General features: G+C 35.3%; 15 protein-coding genes. 11 read left to right on the top strand and 4 right to left on the bottom strand.

All coding sequences use genetic code 11. From position 1 onward, the window contains the following. The first annotated feature begins 7 nt into the window (after positions 1 to 7). Both EZV73_RS12515 and EZV73_RS12520 read left to right on the top strand, forming a co-directional pair. Entirely contained in the window at positions 8 to 1,177 is a 1,170-nt protein-coding gene (locus EZV73_RS12515; RefSeq protein WP_240840667.1) for a cell wall metabolism sensor histidine kinase WalK, read from the top strand. Continuing rightward, on the top strand, positions 1,155 to 1,856 hold the full coding sequence (locus EZV73_RS12520) for a response regulator transcription factor (RefSeq protein WP_240840668.1): 702 nt from the start codon (positions 1,155 to 1,157) through the stop codon (positions 1,854 to 1,856). Before EZV73_RS12515 ends, EZV73_RS12520 begins: the two co-directional genes overlap by 23 nt. 22 nt (positions 1,857 to 1,878) lie before the next feature. Here EZV73_RS12520 and EZV73_RS12525 read toward each other — a convergent pair whose 3' ends face one another. Continuing rightward, a complete protein-coding gene (locus tag EZV73_RS12525; protein WP_240840669.1) occupies positions 1,879 to 3,186 on the bottom strand; it encodes a helix-turn-helix domain-containing protein in 1,308 nt (435 codons plus the stop codon). A gap of 130 nt (positions 3,187 to 3,316) precedes the next feature. Between EZV73_RS12525 and EZV73_RS12530 the strand changes: the two genes are divergently transcribed. Together EZV73_RS12530 and EZV73_RS12535 are read left to right on the top strand one after the other, a co-directional pair. Beyond that, complete coding sequence (locus EZV73_RS12530) at positions 3,317 to 4,696, top strand: tryptophanase (RefSeq protein WP_240840670.1); 1,380 nt, start codon at positions 3,317 to 3,319, stop codon at positions 4,694 to 4,696. Positions 4,697 to 4,799: 103 nt separating this feature from the next. Then, positions 4,800 to 6,317 (top strand): DUF1566 domain-containing protein, encoded by a 1,518-nt coding sequence (locus tag EZV73_RS12535; protein WP_240840671.1) that lies wholly within the window; start codon positions 4,800 to 4,802, stop codon positions 6,315 to 6,317. Between the two features lie 505 nt (positions 6,318 to 6,822). Here the strand turns inward: EZV73_RS12535 and EZV73_RS12540 are convergent. Further along, complete coding sequence (locus EZV73_RS12540; RefSeq protein WP_240840672.1) at positions 6,823 to 8,238, bottom strand: transposase; 1,416 nt, start codon at positions 8,236 to 8,238, stop codon at positions 6,823 to 6,825. 406 nt (positions 8,239 to 8,644) lie between these two features. Between EZV73_RS12540 and EZV73_RS12545 the strand changes: the two genes are divergently transcribed. Then, positions 8,645 to 9,148 (top strand): hypothetical protein, encoded by a 504-nt coding sequence (locus tag EZV73_RS12545; protein ID WP_240840673.1) that lies wholly within the window; start codon positions 8,645 to 8,647, stop codon positions 9,146 to 9,148. Between the two features lie 938 nt (positions 9,149 to 10,086). Here the strand turns inward: EZV73_RS12545 and EZV73_RS12550 are convergent. Then, the gene (locus EZV73_RS12550; RefSeq protein ID WP_240840674.1) at positions 10,087 to 10,686 is read right to left on the bottom strand and encodes a YitT family protein; all 600 of its coding nucleotides are present in this window, start codon (positions 10,684 to 10,686) and stop codon (positions 10,087 to 10,089) included. A 95-nt stretch (positions 10,687 to 10,781) separates the two neighbouring features. Between EZV73_RS12550 and EZV73_RS12555 the strand changes: the two genes are divergently transcribed. Both EZV73_RS12555 and EZV73_RS12560 read left to right on the top strand, forming a co-directional pair. Further along, positions 10,782 to 11,636 carry a LysR family transcriptional regulator gene (locus EZV73_RS12555; protein WP_240840675.1) on the top strand — a complete coding sequence of 285 codons (855 nt, stop codon included), beginning with the start codon at positions 10,782 to 10,784 and terminating at the stop codon, positions 11,634 to 11,636. Between the two features lie 64 nt (positions 11,637 to 11,700). Further along, the gene (locus EZV73_RS12560; RefSeq protein ID WP_240840676.1) at positions 11,701 to 12,789 is read left to right on the top strand and encodes a GGDEF domain-containing protein; all 1,089 of its coding nucleotides are present in this window, start codon (positions 11,701 to 11,703) and stop codon (positions 12,787 to 12,789) included. Between the two features lie 11 nt (positions 12,790 to 12,800). Here the strand turns inward: EZV73_RS12560 and pepF are convergent, their stop codons facing one another. After that, positions 12,801 to 14,603 (bottom strand): oligoendopeptidase F, encoded by a 1,803-nt coding sequence (pepF, locus tag EZV73_RS12565; RefSeq protein WP_240840677.1) that lies wholly within the window; start codon positions 14,601 to 14,603, stop codon positions 12,801 to 12,803. A gap of 167 nt (positions 14,604 to 14,770) precedes the next feature. On the opposite strand from pepF, the gene EZV73_RS12570 reads away from it, so the two are divergent. The 4 genes from EZV73_RS12570 (at position 14,771) to EZV73_RS12585 (ending at position 22,534) form a co-directional block, all read left to right on the top strand. Then, positions 14,771 to 16,150, top strand: a complete 1,380-nt coding sequence (locus EZV73_RS12570; protein ID WP_240840678.1) for a M23 family metallopeptidase — start codon at positions 14,771 to 14,773, stop codon at positions 16,148 to 16,150. A gap of 61 nt (positions 16,151 to 16,211) precedes the next feature. Then, positions 16,212 to 17,408, top strand: a complete 1,197-nt coding sequence (locus tag EZV73_RS12575; protein WP_240840679.1) for an anaerobic nitric oxide reductase flavorubredoxin — start codon at positions 16,212 to 16,214, stop codon at positions 17,406 to 17,408. An 86-nt stretch (positions 17,409 to 17,494) separates the two neighbouring features. After that, positions 17,495 to 17,674, top strand: coding sequence for a hypothetical protein (locus tag EZV73_RS12580; protein ID WP_240840680.1), 180 nt, complete (start codon positions 17,495 to 17,497; stop codon positions 17,672 to 17,674). An 81-nt stretch (positions 17,675 to 17,755) separates the two neighbouring features. Continuing rightward, positions 17,756 to 22,534: a diguanylate cyclase gene (locus EZV73_RS12585; RefSeq protein ID WP_240840681.1), complete on the top strand. Its 4,779-nt coding sequence runs from the start codon at positions 17,756 to 17,758 to the stop codon at positions 22,532 to 22,534. Positions 22,535 to 22,600 lie beyond the last annotated feature (66 nt).

The following is a 22,600-nucleotide window of genomic DNA, read 5'->3' on the forward strand; positions in this document are numbered from 1 at the left end:
GAGTAAAATGAGAAAAAAAGAGAAAGTTGTTTTCTTTGACCATGACTTCAATGATAAACACTTTTGGCATCACCATGAGGAGTTTCATAGATACAACAAGTTCTCTAGAAGAATGCCAATCGTAGGGATTGCTTTTAGTTTATTTGTGATTTATTTATTCTACAAGCTAAGTCTAGAAGGTTATTTTCTTTTAATCTTTTCTTTATGCCTAGCTTTTATTGTGATTCAGAGTTTATTTTTTAGACACATAGCCAATCGATTACTTGTGCCGTTGATGAAGTTGAAAGAAGGTTTTGGAAGTATTGGAAGAGGTGACTATTCGACCAGGATATCCATGGATGATTTATTTCATTTACGCAGGCAATCTGATATGAGGGGGCTTATTCATGCCTTTAATCATATGGTTGACCAGCTCGAGAAATCAGAACAAGTAAAAGACGAATACGAAGAAAATAGAAAAATGCTTATTGCAAATATTTCACATGATTTAAAGACACCGATGACAAGTATAAAAGGTTATTTAGAAATTATGGATGAAAGATTGATCAACAATCCTGAAACATTATTAAGGTATATTAGGATTATGGAAAAAAACACTGATTATATGAACAATCTTATTGATGATTTGTTTCTTTATTCCAAATTAGATATTGATCAAGTAAAATTTGATTTTAAAAATGTCCAGGCTAACTTATACTTTGAAGATATGATGGAGGAGTTTTCAATCAGCTTTGAAGATAAGGAAAGAGTGTTTGAGTATTTTAATGAAATTGAAGAAGATACAAGTATATGTGTAGATAATAAGTTGCTTTATAGAGCCATTCTGAACATTATGGACAACTCGGTTAAATATGCTAAAGAGGAAGGTCAAGTATATGTAAAGGTTCTGATGGAAAACGATGAGGATTATGTTCAACTGAGGATTCGTGATAATGGTAAGGGGATTCCTCCTGAAAAGTTGCCTTATATATTTGATAGATTTTATAGAGTTGATTCTGAAAGAACAAAGAGTTTAGAAAGCACTGGATTAGGACTTGCCATAACAAAGGAGCTTCTTACCTCACATAATGGACAAGTTAGTGCAAGCAACCATGAAGAAGGTGGAGCGGAATTTGTATTATTGATTCCAATCATTAAAGAAGAAGGAGTTAATCATGGACAAGATTTTGATAATTGAAGATGATAAAGACATAGCTGAACTTGAAAGGGATTACCTGAATTTAAATGGTTATGAAGTAACCTTAGAAGCTGATGGCTTAAAAGGTTTAGATATTGCCTTAGAAAATGACTATGACCTTATTATTGTAGATTTAATGTTACCTGGTTTAACCGGATTTGAGATAGTAAAATCAATAAGAGAAAAGAAAGAAATTCCGCTATTAATCATATCTGCTAAGAATGAGGATATCGATAAAATAAGAGGCCTAAATAGTGGTGCAGATGATTATATGACAAAACCCTTTAGTCCAGCAGAATTATTGGTTCGAGTGAAAACACATATTAATCGTTATGAAAGACTCTATAAAAAGACATCAATAACCGATAAGACAGATGTATTTAATGTGGGTGGTATTGAAGTAGACCCAGATTCAAGAAGGGTTTATGTCAATAATCAAGAAGTGGTGATGACGACCAAAGAATTTGATCTGTTGGTATTCTTGATGAAAAATCCTGACCATGTTTTTTCTAAATCTCAACTATATGACCGCATATGGGGAGAAGAGGATTTTGGTGAGAATGCCACAGTTGCTGTCCATATTCAAAAGATCAGAAAGAAAATTGAAAAAAATCCTTCTGATCCCAAATATATTGATACAATTTATGGTGCTGGCTATAGATTTAATAAAAACGTATAAAGCTTCTCGAAAGAGAAGTTTTTTAGATGAGCAGTTTTAGTACACGACTGGGTCTGCCAGCTTTACCTATGATTCTCTTACCCACAACTTCAATGTAGCCTGCAAGTTCAAGCTTTTCGATGATTCTGTTCATGCTTCTTAGTGAATTACCGAACTCCTTAGATAGTTCCTGACTGGTAAAGGTATCTTTTTTATAGAGATCCATGATGGACTTCAGTTGATAAATATTATTAACGCTGATACCTGTTGCTTCTGAGATGCTTTTGAAGTTGTAGTCTGACATCCTATCTTCTTTTTGATCAAGAGGAGTAACTCTGTCCATTTTATTTTTATCATAGACCACAAAACATTGATTACCTCCCATCTTTATGGCCTTGTTTTTACCTAAATAGGCATTTGACTTTGCCTCTCTAGCTGTCATACCAAAGCCGATTCCCATGGAAATGGTATGATTGGTTCTTCTTTTGACCTTATTAAGTATGGGAAGTTCTCTAAGGTTTTTGGTCTCATACTCAAGTATCTTTCTTGTAGTAAAGAGCATATAGGATTTTTCATTTTCTACAACAGCCGCTTGTATCGATTGGGCAAACTTGTAGATTTCCTCAGTAATCTTAGTCTTCATCAGCATAATACCGTAGTCATTTTCTAAATCTAAATCATAGTCATTACCTAGATCATGTTCCACAGATATAACGACAATTTGATTGATGCTCATGGTCTGCGTTTTTATTTTTTCTAGCAGGGCATGAATTTTATTGACAATAGACACCCTATTAGGTGTTAAAAGCATAGAAGGTACATGGTCTTCTTGTAGCATCTTATAAACAGTAGAAATACCTGTGATGGCAGTTGTCTGACTTAAGATGTGTTGCTTTTTATGAAAATCATAGAGGTTTTTAATAAGGTGATTGGACAATGTGTTGATATTGGATGTATAGAGGGTGAAATCGTCAGGTGAAAAACCAAAACCCCTGTAGATTTCATTAACAGTTGCTATATCATAAGAATCTATGGTGATGTTTTTTACATTAAGGTATTTTTTAAGCGTTGCTTCTAAAAGGATTCTTTGTAGTTGACTCTCATCGTTTTCAAGATAAACCCATGGTAATTTAGAGTGCATATTATGGTTGATGATTTCATATGGGAACTTACCAGTAAATATGATACCCTCAAAATCTTCAAAGTGCTCCTTGATGTAACTGATGGTCGTGTTGATCTGACTCATGTTATGCATCTTGATGGGATGACCTTCTATAAAGTTAAACTTTTTTTTCAAGACTTCTTGTATACGTTCGATGTTATCTTCGTGTCCTACTATACCAATCTTCATAATGACCTCCTGATATTATCCTAAAAGATATTCGGATTAAAGTCAAATTAAAGACACTATACGGCGCATTGCTTTAATGATAGCCTAAATGTAGATGGATTATATTAAATTATTAAGAGGAGGCAGTAATATGGTTAAATATGTAGCGGAACCTTTTAAGATTAAAATGGTTGAACCGTTAAAGATGACAACAAGAGAAGAAAGAGAAGAAAAACTAAAGGCAGCTAACTACAATGTGTTTGGTTTGGATTCAGATGATGTTTATATTGATTGTTTAACAGATTCAGGTACTGGTGCTATGAGTGATACTCAATGGGCTGGTATGATGGCTGGTGACGAGTCTTATGCAGGTGCAAGAGGCTATAGAAAATTAATGAAGGCTGTTAAAGATATCTTCGGTTATGAGTTTGGTCAACCAGTTCACCAGGGTAGAGCTGCTGAGCAAGTATTATTACCAAGTTATTTAAAAAAGGGTCAAAAATGTGTTTCTAACATGCACTTTGACACAACTAGAGGTCATGTAGGTTTATTAGGTGCTAAGGCAATTGATATTGTTGTGCCAGAAGCTAAAGATACTTCTACATACTTACCATTTAAAGGCAACATGGATACTAAAAGATTAGAAGCTTACATCAATGAAGTTGGTGCAGATCAAATCGGTGTTATCATCATGACGATCACTAACAACTCTGCTGGTGGTCAACCTGTATCTATGGAAAACTTAAGAACAACTAAGGCTATTGCTGATAAGCATGGTATCCCTATGATTATTGATGCTGCAAGATATGCTGAAAATGCTCACTTCATCAGAGAGCGTGAAGAAGGTTATCAAGATAAAGAAATCATCGATATCGTAAGAGAAATGTTCTCATATGCTGAAGCCTTTACTATGTCGGCTAAAAAAGATGCTATTGTAAACATGGGTGGTTTAATTGGTGTTAAAGACTCTGAAGAATTATACATCAAGGTAAAAGGTTTAACAATCCCTTACGAAGGTTTCGTAACTTATGGTGGTTTAGCAGGTAGAGACTTAGAAGCTTTATCTATTGGTTTATATGAAGGTCTTGACAAAGACTACTTAAAATACAGAGTTGGTCAAATTGAATACTTAGGTGGTAGATTAAAAGAGTTAGGCGTTCCATTCCAATACCCAGTTGGTGGTCACGCAGTATTCTTAGATGCTAAAGCATTGTTACCTCATATTCCATACTACCAATTCCCAGGTCAGGCCCTAGCATGTGAGTTATACCTAGAAGCAGGTATTAGAGCATGTGATATTGGTTCTTACTTACTTGACTTAGATCCTGAGACAGGTGAGCAGTTAGAATCAGAAATGGAATTTACTAGACTTGCGATTCCAAGAAGAGTTTATACACAGGCACACTTTGATGTTATTGCTGAAGCACTTAAGAATATTAAGGAAAGAGCAAGTGAAATCAAAGGTTATGAAATTACATGGCAAGCACCTGTATTAAGACACTTTACTGCAAAACTAAAGCCTATTGAATAGGAATGATGTCCTCATATTATATGGGGACTTATTTTTTTTGTAATAAAACTCACATACTTTTCATACATTTGGGGCATATAGTGTATGTATGGAGGACAGAACTATGAAAAAATTATGTGTTTTATTGTTAAGCGTCGTATTATCTATCAGTTTACTAGGCATGAGTTCGGATGTCATTGAAGTATTCATCGATGGACAAGAAGTAGAATTTGATGTGGTTCCAGAAATAAAAAATCAAAGAACCATGGTGCCCTTAAAGCTTATTTTTGACAAGCTTGAAATGACAGTTGAGTGGGATGGCATCTTAAGAAAGGTGACGGCAAGTAAAGAAGGACTTACAATTGAACTGACAATCGATTCTTCTATTGCCTATGTAAATGACACTATGGTAATGCTCGATTCACCAGCTTATATCAAAGACAGCAGGACCATGGTGCCTCTAGCTTTTGTTGCAGAAGCAACAGGTGCAGTTGTTACATGGAATGACTCTACCCGTGATGTTTATATCTCTAGTTTAACTTATCCTCTTGTAGATACTGGATTAGAAAGACTTTTTACAGACGTAAGTAAGGTTTCTTGGCTTTCGGAAGATTCCAGTTTTTATGGACAAGACGGCCATTATGAAGGCAATCAGCCATCTTATATAGACAATGGTGATGGCACCGTATTAGACACGGTTACAGGTCTTATGTGGCAACAGACCATGGACGAAAAAATGTCCTTTGATCAAGCCCTTATATATGCAAATGAAAGCAAGTTGGGTGGCTATTCTGACTGGCGCTTACCATCTATAAAGGAACTCTTTTCACTGATCCTCTTTACGGGTATGTCCGGTGGGGAAGTGGCTAAAGAGCTCTATATTGATACTGATTATTTTGATCAACCGCTAGGTGATACAAGTATTGGCGAAAGAGACATAGATGCTCAAACCTGGTCAGGTACTGAGTATGTAGGAAAGACCATGCAAAATGATGATACAGCATTTGGTGTAAACTTCATAGATGGACGTATCAAGGGTTATCCTAAATATGATCCTAGACTTAAGAGTGACAAACTCATGTATGTCCGTTTGGTTAGGGGCAATGAATCATATGGTCAAAATCAATTGATTAACAATGGCGATGGTAGTGTCAGTGATTTGTCTACCGGCCTTATGTGGCAAATAAGTGATGATGGGATTACAAGAGATTGGGAAGAGGCCTTAGAATATGCGGAATCTCTAAAACTCGCAGGTCATGAGGACTGGAGACTACCGAATATTAAGGAACTGCAAAGTATTGTGGATTACACAAAAAGTGTTGAGACTTCAGGGTCACCTGCTATCGACGGTATGTTTACATTAACACAAATTATGGATCCGGAGGGGCAAAAAAACTATGGGTATTATTGGTCAAGTACCACCCACCAAGATGGTATGAATACAGCATCGAGTGCTTCTTATGTCGCATTTGGTAAAGCTCAGGGCATGATGCGTGGTGAACTTTTAGATGTTCATGGGGCTGGTGCAGTAAGAAGTGACCCTAAATCAGGAAATGCAAGTGACTATCCTTCTTATTTGGGGCCACAAGGTGATTTAAGATATCTCTATAATTATGTGATTGCAGTTAGAGACATAGACTAAAAAAACTCCGAATTTAAGGAAGTCCTTATTCATTCACTAATTAAACTAAATTTTAATCATTATTATCCTCAAAGCAGTACTTGCTTAAATCAAAATTTTAAGTAAAGATTTCAAAGATTCTTGAGATTCAAGTTTATCTATGATCACGAGTAAATTTAAGCGATCTTAGATGCCTAGTACAATCTATATATCCAACTTCTATGTATTCTGAACAGCATATATTTGTAATCACACATAACACATTTTAAAATTTCTGATAAAATAAATCAAAATGGTGTAACAAAATGTGATATTAAACTGTTTTATATAGTGAAGGAGGATATTTTGGATTAACTCACAGATTGGATATAGGCAAAACCTAAAAAATGAAAACTAATTTAAAAAATGATATATAAGAGTTGCATAAAATAATTGCTAGTTATCCACAGGCAAATTATAAGATTACCAAGCTATAAACATAAAAAAAGACATTAAAATAAGAAGGATGCAGTTTGATCCTTTTAGATTATGAGATTAAAGTTCTTATGGCAAGTGGTCCTTTGGCAAGCTTACTATGATAGAGAATAAGAAATGCTACAAGTTGAGCTATACCGGCTAATAACACATTCGCCTGAAGTGTCATAGTGTTTCTAACTTTAGAATCATTAAGATTAATGAATGATTTTAACTGGTGAATTGTTCTTTCGCTAACGGTACGGATTTTATATAGTTCAATCCATTCCTCGCTATCTCTACTCATAGCAGAGTAAAAACGATAGTTATGGTTAATGGTGATGTTTTTGATTCTACCATGAGGAGCATCAGTACATGGATTATCACAATCAAGAAAGATGTGATTGACACCTTTAATCATCTTTTTGGTTCTTTTGGGACAAATATATTGTGCTCTATCGGCTCTGTTACTAGCATATATAAAACCTGTAAATTTCATGGGAAGTTCAGGATTATAAGGGCACATTGGTAAACCATTAGAAATACTTGGTTGTGGCAAATTAGAAGAGTTTCTTGGATTAAGTGGTATTATAGGCATAATTTTTCGATTGTGTAGATAGGCATAATTATCATCTGCATCAAATGCGGAATCACCAAGAAAGTAGTCGTAATTATGTGTTGGATGTAAATGAAAATAAGTTTCTAGACTTGGTATGAGTGATTTAGAATCGTATAAATCTTTGATTTCTTTTGGCGAGAGATCTTCTACTAAGTCGTTGTTTGAATTAATAAAGTTAATGTCTCGGATTAATCCAAAACCGTTAGTTGAAATAATTGATTTTCTATAGTAACCAAAATGACCATTTAGGTATGTGAATTTTGCATCAGGATTGGCAGCACTTGTTTTAGGCATTCTACTTTGGGCGTGTTTTTCAGGGTCAAATTTCTCATTTGGATATACTTTTGCAAAGGTCTTGGATGCCTTGAGAAGCTGTTGGTAGAATTTAGGATTGTTTTCCTTAACATAGAGCTCAAATCCAGTTATATCAGTAACCAGAATATTAGCTAATTTTTTATCAGTAGAATGAGCATATATATCAGTATAATCAACAAGATGATGAAACATATCATTAATATGATCATAAAACTGCAGTTTAAAACGTGTAAATCTAGATTTATGGGGTGTTCTAGGAAATCTTAAAAAGTCTCTGAACTCATGAGACATACGAATAAAGTGAAGCAAAAGAGTAGTCGAAGAGATACCAATTAAATCAGCGATAAGTATAGCTTTAATCATACCTTCAAGTGGAAATGTACGCTCTCTACCTAGATGGTGATAGTAGTCTTGATAAAAAGACAGAGGAATTAAACTCTTGAGATCGATAAAGGACTCAAATAAATCGAACAGGACAAATTCGTGAGATAATGTCAGTTCATTTATTTCTTTATCAAGCTCAAAAATAGTAATTTGATTAGCGAGATTTAGCATTATTTTTCTCCTTTCTGTGGTATGTGCATTATGTTGGAGTTATGCACAGGTTTGTAATATATTTATACCCAAATTGGAGAAAAATATGCTATTTCAATAGACGGGAATAGAGTATTTACAAGTGTTGTAGCGTATTTTGCAACAACCTATTAAAAAATGATATGAGAAGGAGAAAATAATGAAAAAAATAATTTCTTTTATTTTAATTCTAACATTAATTATGTAAAACACGGTTATTTATGCACATGCAGATCAAAAGCCGCTCATTGATACACCAAATGTTGAACTAGTAAAAAATACGTCATACGAAGTAAATGGCGTAATATATGGTACGTTAGTATACGAGATTGAGAATGAACTTTATACCTATGAAATTCAAAACGAAAAGGGACAAAGAGTGATTACTATGTCTAATGAAAAAGGTGTAAAAGAAAAAGCGACATTTGATGAAAAATCCTCTAAAGTTTATAATGAAGATAATGAAGTGATTGCAACTTTCAATATGGATACAAAAGAAGTTACTTCAAAGAGTGGAGGAACTACATACTCAGAAAATCCTATCTATGGTTCTTCTGGCGATTACAATCAATTAATATCCATTGTAGATGGTGACGTAAGATTTACTGAAAAAGTCCTCAATGCGGTTGAAAGTGGAACTGTAGGATATGCAACAGGATTAATCTTAAAAGTTTTGTTAACAAATCCATATACAGGTATAGTAGTTGGTGGTGTAGTAGGGTTAATGTATGCATTTTTAAGATATAATCCTCAACCGTACGCATATTTTTCAAGATGGAAATATGAAAATGATGATATTCCAAGATACTATAAGTATGTCCAAATATGGTACTGGAACCCAAGTCACGACTCTTATGCTGCTACAAATGTTTATTATACTTCGGAATGGTAAAGGAAGAATAGGGAATTATGGTTATTATTAGCATCGTAGCTATTGTATCGTCGCTTATAATTTATAAACGAATCATTGAGGAAAAACGGTTAAACATAGTTGGAGTAATGTGGGCCACTTATTTTGGTTATGCCTGTGTAGTAATATTTAAGCAACACCAAATTGGTAAAATTTACTTTAATTATGTTGATGTATTGATCTTTGCATTAATGCAAAACATAATATTATCTTTATATCTAATATATTCTCAATCGATTGAGAATACGGCTTTACAAGCAAAAATGTATGTTATCATAACTTGTCTCAGTCCTATTGCGATGTACTTCATTAGCAAGTTTATTTAAATATTCAAGTGAGTTTATAAGCAAAACATTTTCCTTTAAATTGCCTAGTTTTTACCTAGGCAATTTTATTAGTTATGAGGCTCTCTATAGTTCAGGTTATGAACGTCTTAGACATGAACGTCACTAATTCAAATCTATATCTTTTTACGGGGCAATTTGCCCCGTTTAAATCAAAAGCCATTACTGCAGATGGAGTAATGGCTCTTGCTGATACAGCTCATAAGCTTGTAGTATAGCTGCATGTGAATGAGCTAATGCTCTTAAACTACTTAAGAGAAGTTCTGTAATTATGAAGAAAAGGGGTGAGGTTTTAGGATTTTGCAAAAGTTGCCTGAGTGGCATCTTTGCAGATAAGCTTCAGGATTTCACCAAAGCTGAGTTCTCTCGAAGATGGAACACAGGTCTGAATCTGAAATACTAGAAGCTCAGCTGTAAGATAAAGTGGAAAGCAAAAAAACTTGTTCTCGTCTTGCGTGGGGACTACCCTTCAGGGTATCCGCCCTAAAAAATATGCAATACATCACGTAAATATCAATTTCACCTACATATATTAATTAAGTTTTACCCTATATTACAAGTGAGAGTTTTTCTTGTTTATATAATTGCTTCTGGATTGTAATTTAGCTTCTTATAGAAATATGATTGCATATGTCCAGTCAGAACGGTTGCTACGATGGTTCCTATACCAAATGGGCCACCCAGTAAGAGACCTATGATAAAAGTTGACGATTCAACGACAAGTTTCATTTTGCCAACACTGGTATGAGTTTTCTTCATTACTGCAAAGGTAAATGAATCTTTTGGACCTGCACCAAGCCCTATGCTGACAGTCAAACTTACACCTAGTGAAAATACTATAACACCCATGATGCAGGCTAATAATTGAAGTATGAGATTGTTTGGTAAACTTGGTACTATTTTATTGAGTATATCTATATATAGTCCTATAAGAAACATATCCAGAACAGTAGTTATGCCTGGTTTAACGCCTAGAAATAGGGCAACAATGATAAGTAGAAAACCAGCACACTGAACAACCAAGCCCAGTGATAGACCTGTAAGTTCACTTACGCCAGTTGTTAATGTCCACCAAGGATTTAAACCGAGTTCTGCCTTCATCATCATAACAATACCAGTAGAAGTAATAAGCATTGCCAACATTGTTTCAAGGATACGTCTTTTAAGTGATTTCATAATCATGTCCTCCTAGGGTCATTGTAACCTACTTGTTTAAATAACTAAAACGAATTATAATTATGATATGTATAACTAAAAGTTATGGAGGTTCTATGAGTTTAGTCAAGTATGAAGTCTTTAAAGTCGTGTCAGAAACCATGAGCTTTTCAAAAGCATCCGTGCTATTAAATATGAGTCAAGCTGCAGTCAGTAAATCTATAAAAACCTTAGAAGAGGAGTTTGGTGGCGACTTGTTTATCAGACACAAACAAGGTGTTGAATTGTCTAGATTTGGAGAAAGGGTCAGACCAGAAATTTTGGCTGTTTTAAGTCAGAATAGGAGGTTAGAGAATCTAGTAAACACCTACAACAATCTTCAGACAGGTAAGTTAATCATAGGCAGTTTTACTTCTGCTTCAGCCTTACTTTTACCTGATCTTATTAAAAGATATGCTATGGAATATCCCAATATACAGATTTTCATCAAAGAAGGTCACTATTATGAAATACAGAAATGGCTTGAAGATGGCATTATTGATATTGGTCTTTTGATAGAAGAATTCTTAGAAGAGCATGAGCGTATCTTTTTATTTACTGACAGAGTCAAACTGATTGCTCCTAAGAAGTATAAGTTACCCAAAGAAGTGTCTATTAAGGTTATCGAAGAGTATCCTTTTATTATCTCTGAGCACTATCCAAACCCATACATGAGTAGAATTTTTAAGAAGTACAATGTGAAGCCTAATACAAGATATATTGTTAAGACCAATCAAACCATACTTGCTTTTATTGAGAAAGGTTTGGGGATAGCCCTGCTTCCAGAATCATCTCTTTTAAAGTATGAAACCGATTTTGACATCATAACTCTTAAGGAAACCATACCCAGAAAGATTTATCTAGCTACAAAGAAAAATAATTTAGAAATTCCTATGATAAAGGCTTTTTGGAACATTAATTTGGAAAATTAATTTTATGACAAATTGTAGTGGTACCTAACACTCTGTATAATGATAGTATACAGTTTGGAGGCTTATGAGGATATTAAACTACATTCTTGGTGCAGGCATAGTCGAAAATATGAAACTCAGTGATGAAGCTAGACTGAAAGTTTTGAATGGTTCTATTTTTGTTGCGGCCTTTAACATACTTATTTATGATATTATGTTCTATTTCTTTGCACGGGATCTGGCATTTGAAATGTCTTGGGTCAGAAACCTATGTGCTTTGATTATCGTGTCAGCTTGGTTTTTAAATAAGAAAGGCACAACCAAATACAGCATTCACATCTTATTAATCTTCAGTATGATATCGGTCTTTTATGTGACCTATTTTTATTTAGGTCCGGATTATGGCTTTCAAAAGTTCTTTATTACTTTTTCTGTTTTTCCTTTTGTATATTTTAGCAGAGATAAAACAGCCCAAAGGTTTATATATGCAATATCAAATCTTCTGGTCTATTTTTACTTAGAAGTGGCTTCTTATGGTCATGTATTTACGCCTGATTTTAGGTATTACAATGCTTCTATAGCCAGCTTTTTTAACCATTCTAATATCGTTATTGGCTTTATAGCAGTTGTACTTGCCTTATACATGTATGAATACATCATTGGAAGAGATGAATCAGCCTTAAAGTCAGCTCTTGAAAAGGCATCCTATCATGCAGAGTATGACTTCCTAACCGATACTTTAAATAGACGTGTGCTTTCTGAATATATGAGAAGTAATTTTACTAACAAGCTTTCGGTAATCATGTGGGATGTTGATGATTTTAAGTTGATCAATGATGTTTATGGTCACGCAGTAGGTGATGATGTTTTGGTTGCCATCTGCCAGATTGTAAAAGAAGAACTTCCGACAAGAGCTAAGTTTTCTAGATGGGGTGGAGAAGAGTTTCTAATTCTTTTAGAAGACCACCATTATGACCACGTTGTTAGTTTGGCAGAAAGAATTAGAATCAAGGTGTCACAAGCGGATATACTTAAAACCAATAAGGTGACCATCAGTATTGGTGTCACAAGCAAAAGACATGATGACAGCTTTAAGACACTTTTAGGTCGAGTTGATGAGCTTATGTACTTGGCTAAAGCAAATGGTAAGAATATAGTAAGAGAGTCCATATAGGACTCTCTATTTTAATCACATAATTCAATAAGTTGATCAATTAGGCTGCCAACATAGGCAACAGCCTTTTGAACAGGCGCATCACTAGATAAATCCATTCCTGCGACTTTTAAAAGATCAAGTGGCTTAAGTTTACCACCAGTTCTAAGCATTTCTAGCCATCTGTCAATAGCGGCTTGGCCTTCTTCAAAAATCATTTCTGATACAGCCGTAGAAGCTGTAAGACCTGCTGAATAGGTATAAGGGTATAGGCCCATATAGTAGTGAGGCTGTCTCATCCATGTCATACCTGCATGGTCATCGACTTCTACAGAATCTCCCCAGAAGCCTCTGATAACTTCTAGCTTGGTATCGCATAATAGTTTTGCTGTAAGCGGCGTGCCAGCTTCAGCGAAGTCATAAACCTTTCTTTGGTAGGCAGCTTCTAGTAAGTGGGTTACAAAATTATGATAGTAGGTACCCATAAACTGAAGAATAACCCATTTCTTAAGTTGCTTGTCGTCGTTATTAGCAAGCAGATACCTGCCGAGTAACATTTCGTTCATGGTTGAAGGTGCCTCTACAGTGTATCTAGATGGTCTTGTATTTAAGAAAACTTGTTCTTTATTAGCCAAGTAGAAGTGACCTGCATGACCCAGTTCGTGTGTTAAAGTAAAGGCATCTCTCATATTGTCTTGGAAGGTCATAAAGACATATGGATGAGCTGCATAAGGTGATGCACAGAAAGCACCCGTACGTTTACCAATGTTATCTGCATAGTCTATCCATCTTTCGTCAAAAGCACGATTCATGATAGAAAGGTATTCCTCACCCATAATCTCAAGAGATTTAAGAACGACTTCTTTAGCTTCATCAAAAGTTGCAGATGGATTGTATGATGTATCCATTGGTGCTTTTAAGTCATAGAAGTTGACCTTATCTAAGTTGAGTTCTTTTTTTAGTAAGTCTGCAAACTTTCTCATATGAGGTGCAAGTTCATTGTAGATGACATCGATTTGACGATGATACATTTCTTTTGTAACCTTTTGCTCCTCTAAAAGCATATCTGTTACAGATTCATAACCACGTAGTTTAGATAGGGTTACTTGCTTTTTAACTTCTGTTGCATATACAGAAGCATATGTATTCTTGTATTGCTCAAGTGTCTTGTTAAATGATTCATAAGCATTTTTTCTAAGTACAGGATCATCACTGAATTCGTACTTGCCTTCAAATAAGGCAAATGAATTTGGAAGGATCTTGCCTTTCGAATCCTTGATATCATCAAACTGCATATCAGCAGCCTTAGAAATTGAATATGTTGTAAAAGGTGCTTCAGTTACTTCGCCTAAAGCAGCTAAAAGCTCTTCTGCATCATCTGATAACTTATACTTACTTTTTTCATAGAGTTCCTCAATAAAAGGTCTGTATGTTTCTAATTTAGGTTCTTCTTTAAAGAATGTATCATATTTGTCTTTGCCGATAGATGAGATTTCATTATCAAAGAAGGTAATGTCAGCTTGTATTTTAGTTGCAGCACTTGAAAATGTCATTGCCAATTCTTGATTAGATGTGTCTGTGGCATCTACACTTTGTTTTAAGCCTGTAAAGGTACCTAAGGCACTTAGTTTAACAATCAACTTTTCTAAGTCAACAATGCCTTGATAAAGTATTTCAGGACTCTCTAAAAGCTTACCCTTATAAGCCAAAAGCTTTTCTGTATCCTCCTCAGCTTCTTTCAATGTCTGATAAAAAGCTTCATTTGATTTAAATAATGCGTCGGTATCCCAAGTCATTTTTTCTGGTACTTGGTTTCTTTTTAATCTTTCAGTCATTTTTGCTCCTTTCTTTTCCCCATTTAATTTTGACAGAAAAAAAGCATTTAGACAATCGAAATGAATAAAAAGGACATTTATTTAATATTTTGCGAATGTTCAGATAGTTCCTGTCACTTTACTGACACATAAGCATGTTATATTGGTTTGGTGAGTTAGGAGGAAATATGGCTTTTTTTAGAAGAAATGGACTGGTAATAATTGCACTAACACTAGGGTTAACAGCTTGCAGCTCTCAGGAAGCAAAAACAGAGATTCAAGCATATGAAGTGAGTCTAAATGGAGAAAGCATTGGCTATAGTGTGGGTAAAGTAGATGAATCATGGATAGAAAATAACACGGACGAAGACATAAGGCTTGAGCTTGAACAAACCCCTATTTTAGAGGATGTACAGACACTTGAAATGGAAAAACTCCTAAGTAAGATCGAAGATAAATATGAGACACTTCTACTGGAGAATATAGAAGAGGTCATAGAGCTCAGTATAGGTGAAAGATCATGGATCTTAGGCAGTGAAGAAGAAGCTTGCCAGGTTATCAAGTCATCCATTGAAACACTTTTGGACAAGGATGTAGAAGCCGTTGTGGCTATAAGAGATGGTAAGATAGAAGTTTCTTATCTTTTACAGGACCAATCTGTCAAAAGCGTTGAAATTATAGAACCTATGACTGCATCAGTGGATTTAACCGACAGGGAAGACGTTCTGCCAGTTGAACAAGCCATTGATGAGATTACAAAGAAAACTGAGAAACCTAAAATGTATGAAGTTCAAGCAGGTGATGTACCTGGAACAATTGCTCAGGATCATGAAATGTCTTTAAAGTCACTTTATGAGATGAATCCAGACTTAGAAGGTCGTGATGCTTATGTTCAAATAGGAGAAGAGCTGATAGTCACAGTGCCAGAACCAGAGATGACCATAAGGACTGTAGAAACAATCACCTATGATGAAGTGATTGAAAAAGGTTATACTTATCAAAACGATGACAGTCTTTATGTGGGCACTTATAAGACCATTTCCTATGGCTCTAATGGTTCTGTGAAAGTGACAGCTGAAGTTGAAAAATTAGATGGCAAGGAAGTTGGGCGCGAAATTGTCGATGAAAGCATCATGGTAAGTCCAGTAAATGCAATAATTGCATCTGGAACGAAAGCCCTTCCTGAAAAAGGTGCTTTAGGTACTTTTATTAGCCCTCTTGAGAACTATGTCTTGACATCAGAATTTGGTCCCCGCTGGAATGCCCAGCACAGAGGTATTGATATGGCAGCCAATACTGGTACCAGTATAAGGGCATCCGATGGTGGTACTGTTACATATGCAGGCTGGTGGGGATCTTACGGCTACTTGGTAGAGATTGATCATGGCAATGGCTTTAAAACAAGATATGGTCATAACAGCAAAATACTTGTGGTAGTCGGACAGGTTGTTTCTCAATATGAGCAGGTTGCCTTAGTTGGTTCTACAGGTAATTCAACTGGACCTCACTTGCATTTTGAAATTATGATCAATGATATTCCAGTAGATCCATATCTTTATATGGAATAATGATTTTTCGTTTCAAGTCTGGGTATATATAAGTTGGTTTTTATATATAATGGAGGATGCGATGAAAAAACATATTAAAGGAAATGTACACTGGGTAGGTAAAATCGACTGGGAACTAAGGAAGTTTCATGGAGAAGAGTTGTCAACACACAATGGTTCAAGCTACAATTCATACTTGATTCAAGAAGAGAAAACTGTACTAATTGATACGGTATGGTCTCCTTTTGCAGACGAGTTTGTTAAAAATCTTGAAAGCGAAATAGATTTAAATGCCATTGATTATATTGTCATCAATCATGGGGAAAATGATCATTCAGGTGCCCTTCAGAGATTGATGGAAAAAATTCCAGACACACCAATCTACTGTTCAAAGAATGCCATTGGATCTCTTAATGGTCAATACCATCAAGAATGGAACTTAAATGTGGTAAAGACAGGTGATACACTGGATATTGGTAATGGCAAGCAGCTTGTTTTCGTTGAGATGCGTATGCTTCACTGGCCAGACTCTATGGCAACCTATATGACAGGCGATAATATTTTGTTCTCTAATGATGCCTTTGGTCAGCACTATGCCAGCGAGTATCTATTTAATGACCTTGTGGACCAATGTGATTTGTATACTGAGGCCATGAAATACTATGCCAATATACTCAATCCTTTTTCTATGATTTTAAAGAGAAAACTTGATGAAATCATAGGTATGAACTTGGCAATTGATATCATTGCAACATCACACGGTATCATCTGGCGTGATAATCCACTTCAAATTGTTTCAAAGTACCAGGACTGGTGTGAAGCTTATCAAGAAAATCAAATAACCATTATTTATGACACCATGTGGAATGGCACCAAACGTATGGCTGAAAAAATCGCAGAAGGTATTCAGCTAGAAGATTCTGAGGTTGAGGTTAAGCTTTATAATATATCTAAAACTGATGATAATGACCTGGCTTTAGAAGTCTTTAAATCCAAAGCCATAGTTGTAGGTTCTCCAACTGTATCTAACAGTGTATTAAGATCACTCGTAGGCTTTTTACACTATATGCATGAACTTAAGTTTAAGAATAAAAAAGCAACAGCATTTGGTTGCTTCGGTTGGTCTGGTGAATCACCTAAAGTTCTAAAAGGTATGTTAGAAGACGCTGGCTTTGAAACCATAGGTGAACCTTTAGGTATCAACTGGAATATGACCAGTGAACAAGAGAAGGAAGTTGTTACTTTCGGTCAGGATTTTGTAAAAAATTTAAAAGGATAATGTTTTCCTAAATGACTTGCCATGCACTTGTTGACAAGCCGAGAAGATTGTTATATTATCTTACAGGTGTCAAAAAGGAGGCGCATATGGATAAAGTATTGAAAACATTCGGTTTATGGTCATTTGTAGCTCTAGTCTTAACGACTCTTATAACATTTTCTAGTTATGGATTTGCTTCTGAACCAGAAACCTTTTCTGACTATGAAATGAAAATGAACGAGCTTGAAATTCAAATGATAAAAGAAAATATCCAACTATGGAAATAGTTAACTGAAAGAGATTTGAAATTATTCAAATCTCTTTTTTATTTTGTTTTTTTAGGGGTATATGGTCTATTGAGGTGAATTATGTTAAACGAAAACAGATACAGGGAAATAGAGGAAATACAGACGAGTAATGGGATTGTTGTTTATAAGGCATTTGATCTGAATTATGACAGATACGTAGCATATAAAACATTAGATACCTATAGCAACCATCATGCTGAGGAGTTGCTATTAAGAGAGTATAAGAATATATCCAACTTTGATGATGACAGAGTCATCAACTTAGTTGAATTCAAACAAGGGGCGGAACTCGCCTTAATAACTGAGTTTGTCGAGGGTGAAAACCTCAGTAACTTGATTCAGAGAGGGCACTTGCACCTTAAGGAAAAAGTAGAAATCGCTAAAAAGATAATAGAAGCCTTGTCGGTTATTCATGCTTATCATTTGATTCATAAAGATATCAATCCATCTAATATTATTTGGAATGGTATATCTAAAAAAGCGGTAATCATTGACTTTAACCTTTCTATTAGATCCAACAGTCAAAAGGTCTCTTTTGCTCAACCCAAACATCTGCAGGGGACACTGCCTTATGTATCACCTGAGCAAACAGGAAGAATGAATAGAACCATAGACTATAGAAGTGATATTTATTCTCTTGGCATTACATTATATGAGTTATTTGCCTCTGAAAGACCTTTTGTACAAGAGGATTATTTATCTTTGATTCATGCGCATTTGGCCATAAAACCTCAACCACTTGCAGAAAAGATAGAGTATTTTCCAAAGAACTTATCTGATATAGTTGATAAAATGCTTTCTAAAAATGTCAACGAAAGATACCAATCTTTAAATGGTATCTTATATGATTTAGACAATTATAGGTCAGCTGACTTTGCTCTAGCTTCCTTTGACCGCTTTGAAACCTTGATACTACCTGATAAGGTTTACGGTAGAGACAATGACTTGTCAAAACTGAAAGCTTATTGGCAGGCATGCAGACAAGCCGGTAAGAAGATGGTGTTTGTATCTGGAAAATCAGGTATCGGTAAAACAACATTTATTAAGGAACTTTATCATACTGTGTCCTTAGACAAGGGTTATTTTTTAAGTGGCAAGTTTACCCAGGCTTCTCAGGATTCCTACCATGTCATCAGGTCAATTATGTTGGAGTATCTAAATGTTCTTCTGATGGAAAAAGATGAATACATTGAAGCTTGGAAGAAACATTTTAATAAGTCAAATATCAGTGTTTTACTTTCACTTGTGCCTGAACTTGGCCTTTTATTAGAAGAAGAAGAACAAACTTTTTCAGATAACTTCGATGAGAATCGTAACAGATACATTGCAGGTTTGGTCCAATTTTTTAAGAGTATTAGTCATAAAGAACATCCTGTTGTCATTTTTTTAGATGACTTGCAATGGATGGACTATTCAAGTCGCATAATTTTAGAAGAAATTTTGTCGTCTGATGAGATCAAGTATATGATGCTTGTTGGTGCTTACCGACAGGAGGATATTGATAAGTCTCATATATTGCAGCTATTTATGGAAAAGTTATCTACTTATGAAGCAATTGAATTAGGTAGACTGGACTACAAACATATAAACGAAATATTACTTGATGCCTTTTCTCACAGCAAAGATGGCATTGTAGATGCAGTATATAGAAAGTCTGTAGGTAATCCTTTTTACATCAAACAGCTTTTATACAGGATGTATGAGGAAAAGTGTATCTATTATGAGGACACTTGGCATTATGATTTGTCCTGTGTCAAAAAAGTCAGTGTCAGTGAAAATGTAGCGGAGCTTTTGAAAGAGAAAATGCTTAGCTTTGATTTGTTTAAACAGCAAATTCTCTTTGCCTCTGCTTGTATTGGTTATGAGTTTGATATACGTGTTCTGGCTAATCTTTTGGTTGTCTCTGAAGATGAACTTATGAGGCAGTTAGACTTTTTAGAACAAGAAGATATGATTGTCTCTCTGAGTCGTTATATTTATGTTTATACCCATGATCAAATTCATTTTGCTGCCTATCAGCTTGGAGATAAGGTGCCAGTCCACATAAAAATAGCAAAGCTCTTACATTCAAAGTCACTAGGTGATGTGATGACGGTGGCAAGTCATTTATCAGTTGCAATGAAACAGGGCATTAAACCAGATTTTACTGAGTTAAAAGATGTTCTTTTAAGTGCGTCTGACAAGGCAATGAATCAAATGATGTATGCTAATGCAATTTTCTATTATGAATATATGCTTGAAAAAGTTTTTGTACAGTATTCCAAGAAGATTGTAATTTTAAATAATTTGGTTAAACTTTATTATCAAGTAGGTGATTTTGAAAAACTCGATAAAACCATTCTACTAGCTAAAAAGGTAGTTGAGTCTCCGTATGATTTGGTGGATGTCTATACCCTAGAAATCAACTCTTATCTGGATCGTCAAATGCAGGACAAGGGCGTCCATACGACCATACAAGCACTTAATGATTTTGGTATAAAACTTTCAATAGATGTCACCATGAAAGATTATCAAGATGCCATGGCTGGCCTTATGAAAAAATTGGATAACCGGTCAATTGAGTCACTCTTATATCTGCCACTAATGAAAAACAAGTCCAAGATGAAGGAAATGACCTTGCTAGCTGGTATGATTCCACTTCTTTTTAACTTAGCACCACAAATTCTCCTTTTGGTGATTATCAAGATGTTAGAGATTTCTTTAGATTATGGTAACTGTCCAGAAAGTGCTTTTGGTTACAGTTTCTTTGGTACCATTGTTTCAGGTTCCATGGGCATGATTAAAGAAGGTGTTGCCTATGGTCAGCTGGCTTTAGATCTTGTAAAGAAGCTTAAGGTGCCGTTTGAAATACCAAAAGTCAATATGGTTGTGGGCCAGCATATCATGTATCTTTCTACACATTTTAACAAGAGTTTGGAACTGTTAGAAGAAGGCTATAACTTGGGTGTAGAGTATGGAGATTATGCCTATGCAGGCTACTCGGGCCATGCCTATTGTAACCTATCATTTATAGCTGGTAGGCAGCTTTTCAAGCTAAGGGATCGATTTGAAATATACACTTCTTCACTTTTACAAATGAATCAAGGCAATGTATGTTTGTTCCAATATATCTATCAGGAAGCCATTAACAAGCTCATAGACCTAGACGATGAGTCCCTTGCTTTTAAGGATATATTTGATGAAAGTATCCTAGTTGCTGATATGGAAAAGAATCACCATGTGACAGGTTTATTGGTCTACCATTTTTCGAAAATGTATATTGCCTATATATTTAAAAATTATGAACTGGCTTTTACACATGCAAAGGCTTTAGGTGCATGTCTTGAAGGTGGCACCGGCTTGATCCATGTCTACCTTTATTATGAGTATATGGCTTTAATAAGGTTAAAATTGTTTGGCAGTGCGCCAGATAATTTAGAAGCTGTTGATGAATGTATAAACAAGTTAAGCGGCCTAAAGACGCATTTGAACTTCAGGCATAGACTGCTCATTTTATCAGCTGAAAGAAAAGCGGTTGTCGGTGACGAAACAGCCATCAATGATTATGAGGCGGCTCTAAAGGAAGTTGTTTCATACCGGTACATCAATGATGAAGCTATCTATAGAGAAAGACTCTCTGAATACTATCAAAGCATTGAACACTTTGAGCTGTCGTCTTATTACTTAAATACAGCCTATAAGGCCTACAACAGGTGGGGAGCAGTTGCTAAGGCCAAAAAACTCATTCATACCGAAGGATTTAAGTCCAATGTAACCACCATTAACAACAGTGTTTCTTCAGACATATCCAGTCGAATGGATATGCAGTCTATTTTAAAACTCAATCAGTTTATAGCCAAGGAAATCAACTTGGCATCACTGATGAAAAACACCTTGTATGTACTTCTAGAAAATGCAGGTGCAACAAAGGCTATTTTGATATCTTATGAAAATGAGACGCGGGTAGCTTCAATTGATACGGACTTTGACTATAAAATGAGCTCGGATGGGGATGTCACCTTACCAACCAAGGTTATAAACTATGTGTTGAAGAGTAAAAAGATTGTCAGACTGGGTCAGGTTGCCCATGATGACTTATTTAAAAATGATGATTACTTGGTAAAAAACAATATACAGTCACTTTTAGTTTATCCATTGATTGTGCAAAATGAAGTGAATGGTATGGTCATTCTCGAAAATGACATGGTAGAGGAAGTCTTCTCTAAAGAGAGGACAGAGTTCTTGTCCATATTATCTTCTCAAATAGCGGTTTCACTCCAAAATGCCATCCACTACAATCAATTAGAAGCGCTTGTGTCTGAAAGAACCAAAGACCTAATTGAAAAAAACAAAGAGCTAGAGCTCTTAAATCAAAAGCTCAAGCACATGTCTGTTACAGATGGTTTGACTGGCCTTACTAATAGAAGAAGCTTAGACGAAGCCCTATTAAACGAGTACGACCGTTTTATCAGGTATCAGGAAGACTTTTCTATCATGATAATGGATGTAGACAGGTTTAAACTAGTCAACGATGTTCATGGTCATTTGGTAGGAGACAGGATTCTTAAACGTATTGCCAATGTACTTATGAATGTGACAAGGGCTGTAGATATAGTAGGCAGGTGGGGTGGTGAGGAGTTTTTAGTCATATGCCCAAACACCGACCTGAACGAAGCACGTCAAGTTGCTGAAAAGATAAGGTCTTATATCGCTTCATTAAAGTTTGTGGATGTTGGCCAGGTAACTTGCAGTATTGGTGTTTCAAGTATCTCCAACCATATGGCTATTAAAGATTTGGTAAAGGATGCAGACGATAAACTTTATCAATCTAAATCGAACGGAAGAAATAGAGTCACTTAGAAATAGGTGACTTTTTTTTAGAATCTGAGTGAAGGATAAATCATGATGTGGTATCATGTGGGTAGG

Origin of the sequence: Acidaminobacter sp. JC074 (assembly GCF_022496765.1) — a bacterium.
GTDB lineage: Bacteria > Bacillota > Clostridia > Peptostreptococcales > Acidaminobacteraceae > JABXKX01.

Excerpts from the sequence above, each read along its gene's own strand:
- EZV73_RS12515 (WP_240840667.1), top strand. The coding sequence starts at position 8 with ATGAGAAAAAAAGAGAAAGTTGTTTTCTTTGACCATGACTTCAATGAT.
- EZV73_RS12520 (WP_240840668.1), top strand. The coding sequence starts at position 1,155 with ATGGACAAGATTTTGATAATTGAAGATGATAAAGACATAGCTGAACTT.
- EZV73_RS12525 (WP_240840669.1), bottom strand. The coding sequence starts at position 3,186 with ATGAAGATTGGTATAGTAGGACACGAAGATAACATCGAACGTATACAA.
- EZV73_RS12530 (WP_240840670.1), top strand. The coding sequence starts at position 3,317 with ATGGTTAAATATGTAGCGGAACCTTTTAAGATTAAAATGGTTGAACCG.
- EZV73_RS12535 (WP_240840671.1), top strand. The coding sequence starts at position 4,800 with ATGAAAAAATTATGTGTTTTATTGTTAAGCGTCGTATTATCTATCAGT.
- EZV73_RS12540 (WP_240840672.1), bottom strand. The coding sequence starts at position 8,238 with ATGCTAAATCTCGCTAATCAAATTACTATTTTTGAGCTTGATAAAGAA.
- EZV73_RS12545 (WP_240840673.1), top strand. The coding sequence starts at position 8,645 with ATGTCTAATGAAAAAGGTGTAAAAGAAAAAGCGACATTTGATGAAAAA.
- EZV73_RS12550 (WP_240840674.1), bottom strand. The coding sequence starts at position 10,686 with ATGAAATCACTTAAAAGACGTATCCTTGAAACAATGTTGGCAATGCTT.
- EZV73_RS12555 (WP_240840675.1), top strand. The coding sequence starts at position 10,782 with ATGAGTTTAGTCAAGTATGAAGTCTTTAAAGTCGTGTCAGAAACCATG.
- EZV73_RS12560 (WP_240840676.1), top strand. The coding sequence starts at position 11,701 with ATGAGGATATTAAACTACATTCTTGGTGCAGGCATAGTCGAAAATATG.
- pepF (WP_240840677.1), bottom strand. The coding sequence starts at position 14,603 with ATGACTGAAAGATTAAAAAGAAACCAAGTACCAGAAAAAATGACTTGG.
- EZV73_RS12570 (WP_240840678.1), top strand. The coding sequence starts at position 14,771 with ATGGCTTTTTTTAGAAGAAATGGACTGGTAATAATTGCACTAACACTA.
- EZV73_RS12575 (WP_240840679.1), top strand. The coding sequence starts at position 16,212 with ATGAAAAAACATATTAAAGGAAATGTACACTGGGTAGGTAAAATCGAC.
- EZV73_RS12580 (WP_240840680.1), top strand. The coding sequence starts at position 17,495 with ATGGATAAAGTATTGAAAACATTCGGTTTATGGTCATTTGTAGCTCTA.
- EZV73_RS12585 (WP_240840681.1), top strand. The coding sequence starts at position 17,756 with ATGTTAAACGAAAACAGATACAGGGAAATAGAGGAAATACAGACGAGT.